We start from the raw sequence: 16,903 nt of genomic DNA on the forward strand, positions 1-16,903 counted from the left end.
ATATTGCTATCAAGGAGCAGGCCGATGGGTCACATGCTGCCTTTTATTGCCCGGGACGCCCCGATCGCCATTGTCGATGACGATGCCTCGGTGCGGGATGCGCTGTCGCTGCTCCTGAGGATCGAGGGATTTGCATCGGAGGCGTTCGGGGACGGAGATTCCTTTCTGGAAACCCTGCGAAGCACTGCGCCATGCTGCGTGATTCTCGACCTTCATTTGCCGGGCAGTTCCGGCCTTACCGTTTTGAAGCATCTTTCCGATGCACGGTTCGCGCCGCCGGTCTTTGTGATGTCCGGTCAGTCGGACATTGCGATGGCCGTGGAAGCCATGAAACTCGGGGCGCGGGATTTTCTCGAAAAGCCATTCTCCGCGAGCATCATGATCGACCGTGTCCGTGAGGGCGTTGCCGCCTATCGCCGGTCGACCGCGGGACACATCGACGGTCTCGCCGATTTTCCGGGCCGCGATCTGCTCACCCGGCGCGAGCGGGACGTTCTGGCGGAGGTCGCGCACGGGGCTTCAAACAAGGAGGCGGGCAGGCGGCTCGGCATCAGCCCGCGCACCATCGAAGTTCATCGCGCGCGGATCATGGACAAACTTGGCGCCAGGAACGCCGCGGACCTGATGCGGATTGTGCTGTCGGATGCCCCCGCACGGCTCGAAGCCCGCGCGGTCTGATGTGAAGACGGCGCTGCATCCGGCGGATGCGGCGTCGTCTTTTCGGATTTTCGCAGATTGTGATTCAGCAGATTGCTGCCGCAGCCGATTACTCTGCTGCCATGGACTTGGCGTGCAGCGGCAGATCGAGCCGCTCCCAGACCTGCACCAGCGCGTCGGCGAGTTTATCGATCAAAACGTCGTCATGATACGGCGACGGTGTGATGCGAAGGCGCTCCGAGCCCTTGGGCACAGTGGGATAGTTGATCGGCTGAATGTAGATGCCGTGCTCTTCCAGCAGCAGGTCGCACGCCTTCTTGCAGCGCTCGGGATCGCCGACGAACAACGGCACGATGTGCGTGTCGCTCGACATCACCGGCAATCCGGCCGCCGTCAGAATCGCCTTGAGTCGCGCCGCGCGGTCCTGATGACGCTCGCGCTCCCACGACGATGACTTCAAATGCTTGATGGCGGCAGTCGCGGCCGAGCAGATCGCAGGCGGAAGCGCCGTCGTGAAGATGAAGCCCGGCGCATACGAGCGCACGGCATCGACCATTTTGGCGCTGCCCGCGATGTAGCCGCCGAGGCAGCCGAACGCCTTTGCCAGCGTGCCTTCGAGAATGTCGACCCGGTGCATCACGCCGTCACGCTCGGCAATGCCGCCGCCGCGCGGACCGTACATGCCGACCGCATGAACCTCGTCGACATAGGTCATGGCGCCGTAACGCTCCGCGAGATCGCAGATCTTTCCGAGGGGCGCGATGTCGCCGTCCATCGAATAGAGGCTTTCGCAAACGATCAGCGTCGGGCGATCCGGATTGGCGCGCAGCAATTCCTCGAGATGCGCGACGTCGTTGTGGCGGAATACGATGTACTGGGTGCCGGACTGGCGGATGCCCTCGATCATCGAATTATGGTTCAGCGCGTCCGACAGGATCAGGCAGTTCGGGATCAGCTTGGCGAGTGTTGCGATGCCGGTCTGATTGGACACGTAGCCCGAGGTGAAAACCAGCGCGGCTTCCTTGCCGTGCAGATCTGCAAGCTCCTGCTCAAGCTGGATCAGGGAATGGTTGTTGCCAGCGATGTTGCGCGTGCCGCCAGCGCCGGTGCCGACGCGCGTCGCGGTCTCGACCATCGCGCCCACCACCTTGGGATGTTGACCCATCCCGAGATAGTCGTTGGAGCACCACATCACGATGTTGCGCTGGCCCTTGGGGGAGTGCCACACCGCATGCGGGTAGCGGCCGGCGATCCGCTCTAGGTCGGCGAAAACGCGATACCGCCGCTCGTCATGAAGTCGCCCGAGGGCGTCACCGAAGAACTTGTTGTAATCCATCACAAAAACCCTGACGGGAACCCGGATTACGGCAGCCGGCCCAAGGGGTCTTCCAGGGGGTCTTCTGTCGTGCGTGGGCCTTTTTAGAGCTTTTCCAGCTTTAATGTCGAGGCCGTTTTCGCCGGTCTCATATGCGGCTGATGGTGGCGTTGACCAGGATCAATCCGGCCAATCGGGGCACTCATCTCAAGGTTTGGCGTCGTGAAATCAGGTCGCCGTGAAGCGCACCACGCCATCGGCGCCGACATGGGACGTCAGGCGGTCATGGGCCAGCATATGATTGACATGCGCGATCAGTTCGCCGGCGGCGAAGCCGGTCTGGTGCGCATCGAGCACGTGCTTGTGGAACACGACCGGCACCAGTTCGGCCGAGGTCTTCGGTGACGTGCGGCAGGCGTTGGCGATGAGCTGGCAACGCTCTTCGTGATGATCCGCAAGCTGCTTGATGCGTGTCTTGACGCCGTAGAACGGAACGCCGTGTCCGGGCAGCACGAGAACGTCATCCGGCAACAGGCCGGTCAACTCCGCCAGCGAGGCGAGATAGTCGCCCAGCGAATTCGCCGCCGGCTCGACAGCCCATACGCTGACATTCGGCGAGATCTTGCTCAGCACCTGATCCGCCGAAAGGAAAATATTATCGGCTTCGCAAAACAGCATGACCTGCTCGAATGCATGGCCGCCGCCGGTGATGACCTTGAACGTCCGCGCACCGATCGTGATCTCGTCGCCGTCAGACAGGCGATAAAATGAGGCAGGCAGAATCGAGACGCGCGTCAGGTAATCCTGGCCCTTGCCGAGCAGTGCTTCGGTGATCTCCTCATCCATACCGTGACGGCGAAAGAACAGCCGCTGCGCCAGCTTCCGTTCCGGCGAGCCGCGATGCTGGTGATAGGCCGCCTGCAGGTATTCGACCTGCGACATGTGAAGCGGGCAATTGAAACGCTCGACGATCCATCCAGCCAAACCGACATGATCGGGATGCGCGTGGGTCACGATCAGCCGCGTGATGTTGAATCCCTTGAGCGGACCTTCGAACAGCGCTGTCCAGGCGGCGATGGTCGCGTCGTTGCCGATGCCGGTATCGACCATGGTCCAGCCGTCGCCATCGGCGATCAGATAGATGTTCACGTGGTTGAGACGGAACGGCAGCGTCAGCCGGACCCAGATCAAACCCGGCGCGACCTCGATCGCCTCGTCCGGCTTGGGCGGCGTCTCGAAGGGATAACGCAGGCCATCGGGGGCCGTGGTCAATGTGGCGGTCTTGTTATGCATCGTCTCGCAATCGCGTTTTTCCATTCCGGCTTAACGCGGCAAAACCGGCCGCGCTAGTGTCCTGCGCGGCTGAAACCTGCGTTTTGAGGGTTGTCCGGGCATGGTTGCCATGCAGGCAACCATGTCTTTGCTGTTTGAAACGGCTTCAGGATGCCGCTGCGCCGCTCACCGGGACGGTGGCGGCAGCCGGCGTCGCATCGGCGTGCACGTGGCGCTTCGCATCGTCGAGCTTCGACTTGATGCCGAGGCGATCCAGCAGGTTCGCGTCGCGTTCGGTCTGCGGATTCTTCGTGGTCAGCAGCACGTCGCCGATGAAGATCGAGTTCGCGCCGGCGACAAAGCACAGCGCCTGCAACTCGTCGGTCATGTACTGACGGCCGGCCGACAGGCGAACGACGCTTCGCGGCATCATGATGCGCGCGACCGCGATCATGCGCACCAGCGCGATCGGATCGGGCCGCTCGGCGGTGTCGTTGACCGGCACGCCCTTGACCTCGTTCCACATGTTGATCGGAACGCTCTCGGGATGCTCGGGAAGGTTCGCCAGCAGAGCCAGCATGCCGAGCCGGTCATCGACCTGCTCGCCCATGCCGATGATGCCGCCGCAGCAAACCTTGAGGCCGGCTTCGCGCGCGTGCGCCAGCGTATCGATGCGATCCTGCATCGTGCGGGTGGTGATGATCTTGCCGTAGAACTCCGGCGATGTGTCGACGTTGTGGTTGTAGAAATCGAGGCCGGCGTCGTGCAGCCGCTTCGCTTGGCTGTCGGTCAGCATGCCGAGCGTGACGCATGTTTCCATGCCGAGGTCTTTCACGGCGCTGACCATGTCGCAGACCGTGTCGAGATCCTTGTCCTTCGGATTGCGCCATGCGGCTGCCATGCAGAAGCGTTCAGCGCCGGCTTCCTTGGCGCGCTTCGCGGTGGCGACCACGCTGTCGTGATCCATCAGCTTGGTCGCCTTGAGGCCGGTGTCGTATTTGGCGCTCTGCGAGCAGTAGCCGCAATCTTCCGGACAGCCGCCGGTCTTGATGCTCAGGAGGCTCGCGGTTTCGACGTGATTGGGATCGAAGTTGCGGCGATGAATGCTCTGCGCCTGAAAGATCAGATCCGCGAACGGAAGGTCGTAGATCGCCTGCGCTTCCGCGCGCGTCCAGTCGCTGCGCGGCTCTGTCAGTGCATCCCTGCCGACCGGCACGCGACCGTTCACATCCGAACCCGGCACTATGCTCATGCGCTGACCCTTTGCAGTGAAGACGTCGCTGTCTTTATCGATGAGGAAGCCGCATGCCTTGAAGGCATTCGCGATTTCCTCTGGTGTCCAAGATTAGCAAGGATCATGAGGGCCCAGAAGAGTCAATCTGGGCCCAGATCTTCCATGGATCGCAGCCATGCCGGGCGGCATAGCGCGTAAACGCAATTGTAGCCTGATGAAATTACGCCGCCCGGATATTGAGCAGGAAGGCGTCCACTTCCCCGCGCAGCGTATCGGCTTCGCGGCGCAACTCGCCCGACGCGTTGAGCACTTCGCCGGCCGCGGTTCCAGCCTCGATCGAGGCCTGACTGACGCCGATGATGTTGCTCGATACTTCTGATGTGCCGCTGGCGGCGTGCTGGATGTTGCGGGCGATCTCGCGGGTCGCGGCGCCTTGCTCCTCGACGGCTGCGGCGATGGCGGTGGTGACCTCGTTGATCTCGCCGATGGTGGAGCCGATGCTGCGGATTGCGCCGACGGCAGACGCCGTGACGTTCTGCATGCTTGAGATCTGCGCCCGGATTTCGTCGGTCGCCTTCGCCGTCTGTTCGGCGAGGCTCTTCACTTCGGATGCGACCACCGCGAATCCGCGGCCGGCTTCTCCCGCGCGCGCCGCTTCAATGGTGGCGTTGAGCGCGAGCAGATTGGTTTGCGATGCGATTTCCTGAATCAGGTCGACGACGCTGCTGATGCGATTCGCATTGTCGGCGAGGCCTTGCATCGTCGTGTCGGTCTTGCCCGCTTCGCTGACGGCGTGCGCGGCGATCTTGGCCGAGTTGGTCACCTGACGGCTGATCTCCTGGATGGACGACGACAGTTCTTCGGTGCCGGCCGAAACCGTCTGCACGTTGACCGAAGTTTCCTCGGCGGCGGACGCGACGGTGCTCACCAGCGCGCTCGAATGTTCGGCGCTGGTGGACATGCTTTCCGCGGTCGACTGCATGACGTTCGCGGACGTCATCAAGGTGTCGAGCGCGGCGCGGACCTTGTTTTCGAAGTGGACGATCTGCATTTCGACGCGCGAGGCGCGTTCAGCCTTGGCGGCGCGGTCCTGATCCTGTTCGCCGCTCAGCGTGCGCGAGCGGATCATGCTTTCGCGAAACACCTCCAGCGAACGCGCCATGACGGCGATTTCATCCTGCTGGCGGCTGCGGCGGACTTCGGCTTCAAGGTCGCCTTCGGACAGCCGCCGCATCACGTCCTGCAGGTTGCCGATGCGGCCCAGGATATTGCGGCCGACATAGAGCCAGACGAACAGCGCCGATCCGACCAGCGTGAGGGCGCCGAGCGCGAGCATGACCATGGTTGCCAGCGATATGGTGTTGCGCGCCTTGGCCGCTCCGGCATCGGTGGAGACCTGCACGTCATCCACGAGCCGTTTGATGCTCATTTCGAGGCCGCGATTGAGCTTGCCGGTTTCTTCCAGGATCAGGCGGCCGTAGTCGGCAGCGTCGAGTTCTTTCTGCCGCAGCTTGAAGACGCCTGTCTTCTTGTCGCCGAACGCCATCAACTGGGCTATGGCTTCCTTCAGCTTGTCGCCATCGCCGCGGCTGCCAAGCGAAGCAAGAGAAGTGTCGATGCCGTCGGAGGTCACCGAGAACGCATATTCGTGATCGCTGAGCGTCTCGGCGCTGGTGGCATTGGCCGCGGCGCTGATGTTGCTTGCGGCAAAATTGACGTCTGCGAGCAGGCTGGCCAGCATATCGACGCCCTGCATGGCTTTCAGAGCATCGCTGCCATCGACGCTTGCGCTTGTCAGCGCGGTGTTGACGACGGCTTTCGCTTTATCGGTGCTGGAATTGATCATGGTAACGACGGCGGCGTGAGCCTTCCGGGCGGCCTCGAATTGCCGGGCATGTTGCCCGGCGAGGTCGAGCCGCTCATTGGCTGCCGCGCGCAAGCTGCCGATGGTGTCGTCGAGCATCTTGACGTTTTCCTCCAGCGCGGCGACGACGGTCGGGTCGGCGTTGAGGTCCTTGATTTCTTTCAATTTCGTCAGCGCGGCGGCCTGGGCCTCCTTCAGGTCCTTGGTGCGCGTCTGAAGCGTGGCTTCATCTTCCGATGCGAGCATCGCGGGACCGCGAGAGGCCAGGCTCTGGCTCAGCCCCGACAGTTGAAGGCTGGCTGTCAGGCGGGGAATGTCACGTCCGCTGAGTTCGGTCATCATGCCGCCGAGCTGGCCGAGCAGCAGGCTGGCGCCGGCGCTGATCGCGATCGCCATGCCGGCGATCACCGCGAAGGCCAGGAAAAGACTTCCCCGCACGCCGAGCGTCAGGCTCGGCACTTTGAAACGAAACAGTTTTTTCCCGAAATCAAGCCGCAAACCCATAGTGCCCCCCGCATCGACGAATCCGTAAAAAGACGTGCGGGCGCAGTATCAGGATGCATGGTTAAAATTCTTAGGACCAATGGCGATTTGGTGCCAAAAATCTGGCGGGCCGCCTGCGGTGGTCATGGGGGAGGGCTGGTGCTGCCAGACAGGATTGAACTGTCGACCTCTCCATTACCAATGGAGTGCTCTACCACTGAGCTACGGCAGCGTGCGCCAGACCAAAAGGAGCCAGAAACGTACCATGTACGTGAATCAGCTGAAAAGCCTCTAAAGGCGCGCGTTCCTTTGCCATAAGGCCACTGGCGGCGCAAGCGCGGAGCGTCGTTCTCCGGCCCGTAGATGCCTCGCGGAACTCAGGCCGGGGCGGCGGTCTTGTATTTCGCCAATTCAGGGCCGATCCGGGCGCTCATTTCGGTGCTGAGGGCCTGCAAGGCCTTGAAAGGACGAATCATCACCTCGAATTCGATGATCTTGCCGGCGGAATCGAATTTCACCAGATCGACGCCTTTCAGGTCCAGTTCTCCGATATTGGCGCTGAATTCCAGCGCCACATCGTGCGAACCGGAGACGAATGTGCGGTGGTAACGGAAATTCTCGAAAATCTGCACGACGGTGGTGAGGATCAGCAGGCTCGCGGGACGTCCCGGGATGGGAAGATGGACGAATGGCGAGCGAAACACCGTGGTGTCCGCGAACAGCGGCCGCAGCACGTCGGTGCTCTTGGTTTCGACGAAACGATGCCAGCTCTTGAGCGTCTCCTGCGCCGCAGGCGCGAGACCCTGTGCATCACCTGTCATGAGATTTTCCTTATGACGTGACCTGCCGATTGCCCTGTCGCGTATGATTGCAGTAATCCTCGGCCGAACATCCGGTCAAGGGAACACCAGCGGGCCTGCCATGACGGACGATTCCGGCAAAACGGGGCGCAACGCCAAAACCGCCCGTGAGGAGCGGCTGAAATCGGCGCTGCGTGACAATCTGAAGCGCCGCAAATCGCAGGCACGCGGCCGCGCCGGAATGGCGATCGTCACACCGGAGGATGACGCCCGTGCGCGTGCTGAGACGCCGGAGGCGGCGGCCGATTCGCGCGACGACGAGTGAGAATGCCTGCATACGGCGTTAAGGTCCGGTGCCGGCCTCGACTCTCCCATTCTTGATTATCCCCGCGCGCGCACGATCTAGTCTGAGAATGGCGGCTCTCTTGCATCGGTTTTGCAGGAAGATTGTCGCCGTGTTTTTGACGAGTGACGAGGTGCGAGCAAAATGGCGACAGACCCGGCAGCAGCACCTGCGCACGCACCGCCACTGACATCAGCGGCGCAGGCGTTTCCGCGCTACGAGCAGACCTTCCCGACGCTGACGGAGGCCGAGATCGGCCGGATGCGTCGGTTCGGTGAGGTCCGCCGCTACAAGGACGGCGATCGAATGTTCGAGACCGGCAAGCCGGGTCCCGGGATGTTCGTGGTTCTGTCCGGCAATGTCGCCATCACGCAGCGCGACGGCATGGGTCATGTCACGCCGGTGATCGAGCAGGGGCCGGGACAGTTTCTGGCTGAGGTCGGACAACTCTCGGGCCGCCAGGCATTGGTGGACGGCACCGCCGAGGGCGACGTGGAAACACTGCTGATTCCTTCCGAAAGCCTGCGCGCGCTGCTGGTGGCCGAAGCCGATCTCGGCGAGCGCATCATGCGTGCGCTGATTCTGCGCCGCGTCAGCTTGATTCAGGGCGGCGTCGGCGGGCCGGTGCTGATCGGCTCGCCGTCATTGGGCGGTGTCGTACGCTTGCAGGGCTTTCTCTCCCGCAACGGCAATCCGCATCATGTGCTCGACCCTGCGTCGGACAAGGATGCCGCCGATCTGATCGCGCGCTATTCGCCGTCGCCCGCCGATCTGCCGCTGGTGGTGTGTCCGGACGGCAGGGTGCTGCGTAATCCCTCCGAGACCGAACTTGCCTATGCGATGGGGATGATCGGCGGCGCCGAACAGGACAAGATCTACGATGTCGCTATCGTCGGCGGCGGTCCCGCGGGCCTTGCGACCGCGGTGTATGCGGCGTCCGAAGGATTGTCGGTGGCGGTGCTCGACGCACGCCATTTCGGCGGTCAGGCCGGCGCCAGTGCGCGGATCGAAAACTATCTTGGATTTCCGACAGGCATCTCGGGACAGGCGCTCGCCGGGCGCGCCTACAATCAGGCGCAGAAGTTCGGCGCGGACATGATGATCCCGGTCGAGGCCAGATCGCTCGATTGCACCAAAAGCGACGGCGCATTCGGTCTTTCGACCGCATGCGGTCATTTCCTGCGTTCGAAATCCGTCGTGGTTGCCAGCGGCGCACGCTACCGGCGGCCGGAGATCGAGAACCTCGACAAATTCGAGGGGCGTGGCGTCTGGTATTGGGCGTCGCCGATCGAAGGCCGGCTCTGCGCGCAACAGGAGGTTATTCTGGTTGGCGGCGGCAATTCCGCGGGGCAGGCCGCGGTCTTCCTGTCGGGCCACGCCAGCAAGGTGCGCATGATGATCCGAAGCGGCGGACTTGCCGACAGCATGTCGCGCTATCTCATCGACCGCATCATGGCGACGCCCAACATCGAACTGATGATTCACACCGAGATCGCCGGGCTGGAAGGCACGCCCGATGGAGGGCTGACCCGCGTCCGCTGGCGCAACCGCCGGACCGGCATCGAAGCGTCAGGCGACATCCGCAATGTGTTTCTGTTCGTCGGCGCGGACCCCGCAACCGCATGGCTGAAGGGATGCGGCGTCGCCCTCGACCGCACTGGCTTTGTGCTGACCGGCGCACAGTGCGAGGATGGCAAGCCTGTGTCGGGACTGGAGACGTCGGTGCCCGGCGTGTTCGCTGTGGGCGATGTGCGCGCCGGTTCGGTCAAGCGCGTCGGCGGCGCGATCGGCGAAGGTGCGCAGGTGGTCGCCGCGTTGCACGGATTTCTCAGCGACAAGCCGGCTGTGTCCGTCTAGCCTGCAAGCTCTCGCCGAAAGGCCATCACCATGCCTTGCAAGCATATTGCGGAAATTCGTGACGTCACGCCGAGCGCATTGGGATGTGAGGAATGTCTCGCGACCGGCAGCGAGTGGCTGCATCTGCGGATTTGCCGGACCTGCGGCCATGTCGGCTGCTGCGACGAATCGCCCAACAAACATGCGACGAAACATTTTCACGCCACGCAGCATCCGGTCATCGAAGGCTATGATCCCCCGGAAGGCTGGGGCTGGTGTTATATCGATAAGGTGATGTTCGATCTGTCCAGGCGAAAGACGCCGCACAACGGTCCGATCCCGCGCTATGACTGAGCCCGTTGCCTATTATCCAAGCTTGCTAAATCCAGTCCGTTTTCATCAGTTCATATCGGCTCGAAGGAATTTCAGGATGCATATCCGGCGGATCATTCGCGGCGCGGTCTGCGCTGTCACAATAGCGGTGTCAGTTCTGGTCGCGCTGCCGGGCAACGCGGTCGCGCAGGCGCCGCAGAGCCGCTTCGCCGAGGTCAACGGCGTGAAGCTGCATTATCTCGTGGCGGGCAAGGGCGATCCCGTGGTGCTGCTGCATGGCTACGCCGAAACCAGCCACATGTGGCGGCCGCTGTTTCCGGGGCTGGTGAAGAACCACACCGTGATTGCGCCGGACCTGCGCGGCTTCGGCAAATCCGGTGTGCCGGAGAGCGGCTATACCAAGAAGCAAATGGCGCAGGACATTCACGCACTGGTCAAAAATCTCGGCTATGCCAAGGTGAAAATCGTCGGCCACGACATCGGATTGATGGTCGCCTATGCCTATGCCGCGCAATTCCCGGCCGAGGTCGACCGCATTGTGCTGATGGATGCCTTCCTGCCGGGCGTCGGCGATTGGAAAAACGTCTGGCTGCTGCGCGACCTGTGGCACTTCCATTTCTACGGCAAGACGCCGCTGGCGCTGGTGAGGGGCCGCGAGCGGATTTACTTCGAGCATTTCTGGAATGATTTCGCCGCCGACCCCACGAAGTCGGTGCCGGAGAAGGACCGGAAATTCTACGCCAAGTCCTACGCGCAGCCGGGCCATATGCGCGCGGGCTTCGAGGTGTTTCGCGCTTTCGAGAAGGACGCGGACGACTTCGCTGGCCTTGCAAAGACGAAATTGCCGATGCCGATGCTGGTGCTCTCCGGCGAAAAGGCCGGCGGGGCGTTTCTGATCGAGCAGGGCAAATTGGTCGCGACCGACGTCGAAGGCGTGATCGTCAAAGGTTCAGGCCACTGGCTGATGGAAGAGGCGCCCGGGCAGGTCATTCCGAAGCTGGTGGATTTTCTCAACCGCTAGCGCATGGCATGGCTGCCGCGCCCGGAAATTCGCCGCAAGTTGTGGCGCGGAAATGGAACTTTTGTTGCACGGCCGCGCCTATGCTGTAGCCTTTGGACGGGTTCTTAAAAGGGGCGCATCATGATTTTAGGCATGTCTTTGGCGGGTTTTACGGTCTTCCACCTTGTACTCAGTATGATTGCTATCGCCCTCGGTTTCGTTGTCGCGGGCGGACTTCTCGCATCGAACAAGCTGCCGTGCTGGACGGCGTTGTTTCTGATCACCACGATCCTGACCAGCGCGACCGGTTTTCTGTTTCCGTTCACCACGCTGCTGCCGTCGCACATGGTTGCCATCATTTCGCTGATCCTGCTGGCTGTCGCGGTCTACGCGCTCTACGGCAAGAATCTGGTCGGTATCTGGCGTCCGGTCTACATCGTGACGGCGTTGCTCGCGCTCTGGTTTAACGTCTTTGTCCTGATCGCGCAGTCGTTCCTCAAGGTCGCGTTGCTGAATGTACTGGCTCCCAAGGGAACGGAGCCGCCGTTCGCGATCGCGCAAGGCGCAACGCTGGTCTTCTTCATCTTCCTGATTGTTCTCAGCATCAGGCGTTTCCGGCCGGCATAACGCGGGCGGATATTTGGAGCATCGATGAAAGTCATTGTTTTCGGTGCGACCGGCATGGTCGGGCAGGGCGTGCTGCGCGAATGCCTGCTTGATCCCGCGGTGGTGGAGGTGCTGACCGTCGGCCGCAGCGCGACGGGGCAGCAAAGTCCGAAGCTGCGCGAGATCGTGCACAAGGACTTTCTGGATTTCTCCGCGATCGAAAACGAGATGACGGGTTATGACGCCTGCTTCTTCTGCCTTGGCGTATCGTCGCTGGGGCTCGACGAAGCGCGTTATCGTCATCTCACCTACGACATCGCGCTGGCGGCGGCGCGGCCGCTGGCGCGGCTCAATCCCGGCATGACCTTTGTCTATGTGACCGGTGCCAGCACCGACAGCACCGAGCAGGGCTCCATGATGTGGGCGCGTGTGAAGGGCAAGACCGAGAACGATTTGCTCAAGCTGCCGTTCAAGGCCGCCTACATGTTCCGTCCCGGCGCGATCCAGCCGCTCCATGGCGTACGCTCCAAGACGCCGTGGGTTCAGGCGATCTACACCGTGACATCGCCGCTGCTGACGCTGCTGCATCGGGTCGCGCCGCAATACGTGACCACGACCGAGGAGGTCGGCCGCGCCATGCTCACTGTGGCCAGGCATGGCTACCCGAAGCCGATCCTGGAAATGCCGGACATCCACAAGGCCGGCGCCTGATCGCCAATTGCCGGTCAAACCGACACAATTCGAGCGATTTTTGAGTTATTAAGCTGATGTGCCGGGTTTTCGGGGCGTCCTGGCGCGCGGTTTCCACTCCCGCTGAAACGCGCTAAAAGCCGACATTCCGGAACAAAGCAGGTTTGGCATGGATCGCATTCGTATTGTCGGCGGTAACAAGCTCAACGGCACCATTCCGATTTCGGGCGCCAAGAACGCGGCGTTGCCGTTGATGATCGCCAGCCTGCTGACCGACGAGACCCTGATCCTGGACAACGTGCCGCGTCTGGCCGATGTCGCGCAGGTCCAGCGCATCCTCGGCAACCATGGCATCGACATCATGTCGGCCGGCAAGCGCCCCGGCGACCACGAGTATCAGGGCCAGACGCTGCATATTTCCGCGGCGAACATCATCGACACCACCGCGCCTTACGAACTGGTCTCGACCATGCGCGCGAGTTTCTGGGTGATTGCGCCGCTGCTGGCGCGGATGGGCGAGGCCAAGGTGTCGCTGCCCGGCGGCTGCGCCATCGGCACGCGGCCTGTCGACCTGCTAATCATGGCGCTGGAAAAGCTCGGCGCGGATATTCAGATCGACGGCGGCTATGTGATCGCGAAAGCGCCCGGCGGTCTGGTCGGCGCGGAGATCGATTTCCCGAAGGTCACGGTCAGCGGCACGCACGTTGCGCTGATGGCGGCAACGCTCGCGAAGGGCACGACGGTCATCAACAATGCTGCGTGCGAGCCCGAGATTGTCGATGTCGCCGACTGTCTGAACAAGATGGGCGCGGAGATTTCCGGCGCGGGCACCACGCGCATCGTTATCGAAGGCGTGGCCAAGCTGCACGGCGCGCGGCACACCGTGCTGCCGGACCGGATCGAGACCGGCACCTATGCCATGGCGGTGGCGATGACAGGCGGCGACGTTCAGCTCGCGGGCGCACGGCCCGAACTGCTGCAATCGGCGCTCGATGTGCTGATTCAGGCGGGCGCGACCATCACGCCGAACAACGAAGGTATCCGCGTCACGCGCAACGGCGCCGGCATCAATCCGGTCATCGTTTCAACTGCGCCGTTTCCCGGTTTCCCAACCGACTTGCAGGCTCAGTTGATGGCGCTGATGGCGTGCGCGAAAGGCTCGTCGCACATCACCGAGACGATTTTCGAAAATCGCTTCATGCATGTGCAGGAACTGGCGCGCTTCGGCGCGCGTATTTCGCTCGACGGCGAGACCGCCATCATCGAAGGCATCTCCAAATTGCGCGGCGCGCCGGTGATGGCGACCGACCTGCGCGCGTCGGTCTCTCTGGTGATCGCCGGCCTCGCGGCCGAAGGCGAAACCATGGTCAACCGTATCTATCATCTCGACCGTGGCTTTGAGCGGCTCGAGGAAAAACTGTCTGCCTGCGGAGCGACCATCGAGCGCATCAGCGGGTAAACGCAGGCATGATCCCGAAAGGCGAAAGCCGGTTTTCGGAAAAGATCATGCCTCACTAAAACGCAAGGCGGGGCCCAATGTCTCAGAACAAAGTGTCTCAGCGTGAATCCTCGCAGCGCAAGCTGGCCGCTCTGGACGAAGACGATCTCGCCGTGATTTCGGCGCATGTCCAGGACGCGGCGGTGGTCGCGGGCGACATCCTGTGGCGGCCGGCCGAGAACCGCCTTGTCATCGGGATGCGGCGGCCGGACTGCGAGCAGATCCTTGCCGGCGAATGCACCCCGCGGAGGCTGATCTCGGCGCTCCGTTTCGACCGCGTGCTGTCCTGCAAATCGCGCGATATCGATATGGCTGCGACGGAACTGGCGCTGACGCTGCTTGGGATAGAGTTTGATCCGGGCAGGAAGCCGGGCGGCCAGGTGCTGTTGCTGTTCGCCAGCGGTGGCGTGCTGCGGCTTGAGGTCGAGTGCCTCGAATGCGAACTGGCCGATCTCGGTCCGGACAGTCTGACCGCCGATCCGGACGCCGCGCGTAATCTGGCTGCGGACACAGCCATTTAGCAACCAATCGGCGCGGTCCCGCTCGCGAATTCACCCCGAGGATGTTAAGGGTTGACCGTGATGTGGCATCGCGCCAATCACGATGTCTTTTAAAAATTTGCCGGACCCTGGAATGCCGATCCGCCTTAGCAGCCACAGCGCCGACTTTGCCCAGCGCTTCGATGCCTTTCTCGACATGAAGCGGGAAGTCTCCGCCGACATCGACGCGGCGGCGCGTGCCATTGTCGATGACGTGGCGAAGCATGGTGACACGGCGCTGATCGCGGCGACGAAGAAATTCGACCGGCTGGACGTTCAGGCCGGGGGCTTGCGGATTACGCCCGCGGAAATCGACGCGGCGGTGAAAGCCTGTGACGCGGCGACGCTCGACGCCTTGAAGTTCGCGCGCGATCGCATCGAGGTGTTTCACAAGCGCCAGTTGCCGAAGGACGAACGGTTCACCGACGCCGCAGGCGTCGAACTCGGCTGGCGCTGGAGCGCCATCGAAGCCGTCGGGCTTTACGTGCCGGGCGGCACCGCGGCCTATCCGTCATCGGTGCTCATGAATGCGGTGCCCGCGAAGGTTGCGGGCGTCGAGCGCGTGGTGATGGTCGTGCCGTCTCCCGACGGCAAGCTCAATCCGCTGGTGCTGGCAGCCGCTCAACTCGGCGACGTGTCGGAAATCTATCGCGTCGGCGGCGCGCAGGCCGTGGCGGCGCTGGCTTACGGCACCGCGACCATCAAGCCGGTGGCGAAGATCGTCGGCCCCGGCAATGCGTATGTGGCCGCCGCCAAGCGGTTGGTGTTCGGCAAAGTTGGAATCGACATGATCGCCGGTCCGTCCGAAGTGCTGGTGATCGCGGATCGCACAGCGAACGCCAACTGGATCGCGGCGGATCTGCTGGCGCAGGCGGAGCACGACGTCAACGCGCAATCGATCCTCATTACCGACGACGAGACATTGGCGAACGATGTGGCGCGCGCCGTCGAGGCCCAACTCACCACGTTGCCTCGCGCGGACATCGCGCGCGCCTCGTGGAATGATTTCGGCGCGATCATTTTGGTCAAGGCGCTGGATGATTCCATCGCGCTCGCCAACACCATCGCGGCCGAACATCTCGAGATCATCACCGCCGATCCCGAACATCTCAGCGCCCGCATTCGTAATGCCGGCGCGATCTTTCTCGGCGCGCACACGCCGGAAGCGATCGGCGACTATGTCGGCGGATCGAACCACGTTTTGCCGACCGCGCGCTCGGCGCGGTTCTCGTCGGGCCTCGGCGTGCTGGATTTCATGAAGCGGACCTCGATCCTCAAGTGCGGACCGGATCAGCTTCGCGCGCTCGGCCCGGCGGCGATGACGCTGGGCAAGGCCGAGGGCCTCGATGCTCACGCGCGCTCGGTCGGGCTGAGGCTCAATCTGTCATGAGCAAGCCGCCACCAGACGGCGATGCTCAAAACCGCGTTGTCGCGGTGACGCTCGATGAAGAATCCATTGGGCGCTCGGGACCCGACATCGAGCATGAGCGCGCCATCGCGATCTACGATCTGGTCGAGAAGAACCTCTTCGCGCCGGACGGTGCGCACGCGGGGCCTTTCACGCTGCATATCGGCATCACCGGTAACCGCCTGATGTTCGATATCCGGCGCGAGGACGGCACGCCATGCGTGGTGCATCTGCTGTCGCTGACGCCTTTCCGCCGCATCGTGAAGGACTACTTCATGATCTGCGACAGCTACTATCAGGCCATCCGCACCGCGACGCCGGACAAGATCGAAGCCATCGACATGGGCCGCCGCGGCATCCATGACGAAGGCTCACGCACATTGATGGAACGCCTCGATGGCAAGGTCCGCGTCGATTTCGAGACCGCGCGCCGGCTGTTCACCTTGATTTCGGTTCTGCACTGGAAGGGCGAGGGCAGCACATGAGGCGTCACGTCCTTCCTGTCATCAGCGGAAGCGCCTGACGGATGGCGCGTTCTCCGCAGGCGGTCCTCTTTATGTGCGGACAAAACAGCGTCCGCTCTCCGACGGCGGCGGCGCTGCTGCGCCATCTCGTTCCGCGCGGGATGTATGTGCAGTCGGCGGGCGTCAGCAAGGCCGAACTCGATCCGTTCGCCGTCGCCGTGATGAAGGAAATCGGCCTCGATATTTCAAACCACAAGCCGTGGACCGTCGAGGATCTGGAGGACTGGGAAGGTCTGAATTTCGATCTGATCGTGACGCTGTCCCCGGAGGCGCATCACAAGGCGCTTCAACTGACCACGACATCGGCGACCGAGGTGGAGTACTGGCCGACGCCGGACCCGGTCGGTGTCGAAGGCCGCCGTGAATTGCAACTCGACGCTTACCGGCACGTCCGGGAAAGCCTGCGGCAGCGTATCCGCGAGCGCTTTGCGCCAGCGGCCATCAAGAACGAGTAGCTAAAAATCACGCAAAATCACCTCCGGACACAGCGTGCCGCTGTTG

17 protein-coding genes and 1 tRNA gene are annotated in these 16,903 nt (G+C 62.6%); 12 read left to right on the forward strand and 6 right to left on the reverse strand.

Annotated features, from left to right (window positions below):
- Window positions 1–24: 24 nt before the first annotated feature.
- Entirely contained in the window at window positions 25–678 is a 654-nt protein-coding gene (locus tag AC1RKJ_RS15140; RefSeq protein WP_492791749.1) for a response regulator transcription factor, read from the forward strand.
- Between the two features lie 88 nt (window positions 679–766).
- On the opposite strand, the gene hemA is transcribed toward AC1RKJ_RS15140, so the two are convergent.
- From hemA to AC1RKJ_RS15170, 6 genes are all read right to left on the reverse strand, one after another.
- Entirely contained in the window at window positions 767–1,993 is a 1,227-nt protein-coding gene (hemA, locus tag AC1RKJ_RS15145; RefSeq protein ID WP_492791750.1) for a 5-aminolevulinate synthase, read from the reverse strand.
- A 207-nt stretch (window positions 1,994–2,200) separates the two neighbouring features.
- Entirely contained in the window at window positions 2,201–3,265 is a 1,065-nt protein-coding gene (locus AC1RKJ_RS15150) for an MBL fold metallo-hydrolase (RefSeq protein ID WP_492791751.1), read from the reverse strand.
- 145 nt (window positions 3,266–3,410) lie between these two features.
- Window positions 3,411–4,496, reverse strand: a complete 1,086-nt coding sequence (gene bioB / locus AC1RKJ_RS15155; RefSeq protein ID WP_492791752.1) for a biotin synthase BioB — start codon at window positions 4,494–4,496, stop codon at window positions 3,411–3,413.
- A gap of 202 nt (window positions 4,497–4,698) precedes the next feature.
- Entirely contained in the window at window positions 4,699–6,846 is a 2,148-nt protein-coding gene (locus tag AC1RKJ_RS15160; protein WP_492791753.1) for a methyl-accepting chemotaxis protein, read from the reverse strand.
- A gap of 136 nt (window positions 6,847–6,982) precedes the next feature.
- Window positions 6,983–7,057 (reverse strand) — tRNA-Thr (locus AC1RKJ_RS15165).
- Window positions 7,058–7,202: 145 nt separating this feature from the next.
- Window positions 7,203–7,646, reverse strand: a complete 444-nt coding sequence (locus AC1RKJ_RS15170; protein ID WP_492791754.1) for a nuclear transport factor 2-like protein — start codon at window positions 7,644–7,646, stop codon at window positions 7,203–7,205.
- 100 nt (window positions 7,647–7,746) lie between these two features.
- On the opposite strand from AC1RKJ_RS15170, the gene AC1RKJ_RS15175 reads away from it, so the two are divergent.
- The 11 genes from AC1RKJ_RS15175 to AC1RKJ_RS15225 all read left to right on the forward strand — a co-directional run bounded on the left by AC1RKJ_RS15175 (window position 7,747) and on the right by AC1RKJ_RS15225 (window position 16,857).
- On the forward strand, window positions 7,747–7,950 hold the full coding sequence (locus tag AC1RKJ_RS15175; RefSeq protein ID WP_492791755.1) for a hypothetical protein: 204 nt from the start codon (window positions 7,747–7,749) through the stop codon (window positions 7,948–7,950).
- 162 nt (window positions 7,951–8,112) lie between these two features.
- Entirely contained in the window at window positions 8,113–9,825 is a 1,713-nt protein-coding gene (locus tag AC1RKJ_RS15180; protein WP_492791756.1) for an FAD-dependent oxidoreductase, read from the forward strand.
- 30 nt (window positions 9,826–9,855) lie between these two features.
- Window positions 9,856–10,158, forward strand: a complete 303-nt coding sequence (locus AC1RKJ_RS15185) for a UBP-type zinc finger domain-containing protein (RefSeq protein ID WP_492791757.1) — start codon at window positions 9,856–9,858, stop codon at window positions 10,156–10,158.
- Window positions 10,159–10,234: 76 nt separating this feature from the next.
- Window positions 10,235–11,158 (forward strand): alpha/beta fold hydrolase, encoded by a 924-nt coding sequence (locus tag AC1RKJ_RS15190; RefSeq protein WP_492791758.1) that lies wholly within the window; start codon window positions 10,235–10,237, stop codon window positions 11,156–11,158.
- Between the two features lie 120 nt (window positions 11,159–11,278).
- Window positions 11,279–11,764 carry a hypothetical protein gene (locus AC1RKJ_RS15195; protein ID WP_492791759.1) on the forward strand — a complete coding sequence of 162 codons (486 nt, stop codon included), beginning with the start codon at window positions 11,279–11,281 and terminating at the stop codon, window positions 11,762–11,764.
- Window positions 11,765–11,788: 24 nt separating this feature from the next.
- A complete protein-coding gene (locus tag AC1RKJ_RS15200) occupies window positions 11,789–12,454 on the forward strand; it encodes an NAD-dependent epimerase/dehydratase family protein (RefSeq protein WP_492791760.1) in 666 nt (221 codons plus the stop codon).
- A 148-nt stretch (window positions 12,455–12,602) separates the two neighbouring features.
- Window positions 12,603–13,892 carry a UDP-N-acetylglucosamine 1-carboxyvinyltransferase gene (murA, locus tag AC1RKJ_RS15205; RefSeq protein ID WP_492791761.1) on the forward strand — a complete coding sequence of 430 codons (1,290 nt, stop codon included), beginning with the start codon at window positions 12,603–12,605 and terminating at the stop codon, window positions 13,890–13,892.
- A 77-nt stretch (window positions 13,893–13,969) separates the two neighbouring features.
- Window positions 13,970–14,452 (forward strand): DUF2948 family protein, encoded by a 483-nt coding sequence (locus AC1RKJ_RS15210; RefSeq protein ID WP_492791762.1) that lies wholly within the window; start codon window positions 13,970–13,972, stop codon window positions 14,450–14,452.
- Window positions 14,453–14,564: 112 nt separating this feature from the next.
- Window positions 14,565–15,860: a histidinol dehydrogenase gene (hisD, locus tag AC1RKJ_RS15215; RefSeq protein WP_492791763.1), complete on the forward strand. Its 1,296-nt coding sequence runs from the start codon at window positions 14,565–14,567 to the stop codon at window positions 15,858–15,860.
- Window positions 15,857–16,363: a UPF0262 family protein gene (locus AC1RKJ_RS15220; RefSeq protein ID WP_492791764.1), complete on the forward strand. Its 507-nt coding sequence runs from the start codon at window positions 15,857–15,859 to the stop codon at window positions 16,361–16,363. The genes hisD and AC1RKJ_RS15220 overlap by 4 nt, the downstream gene beginning before the upstream one ends.
- A gap of 41 nt (window positions 16,364–16,404) precedes the next feature.
- Window positions 16,405–16,857: an arsenate-mycothiol transferase ArsC gene (locus AC1RKJ_RS15225; RefSeq protein ID WP_492791765.1), complete on the forward strand. Its 453-nt coding sequence runs from the start codon at window positions 16,405–16,407 to the stop codon at window positions 16,855–16,857.
- The last annotated feature ends 46 nt before the right edge of the window (window positions 16,858–16,903 follow it).

This window comes from Afipia sp. GW822-FHT04G07 (genome assembly GCF_058800765.1).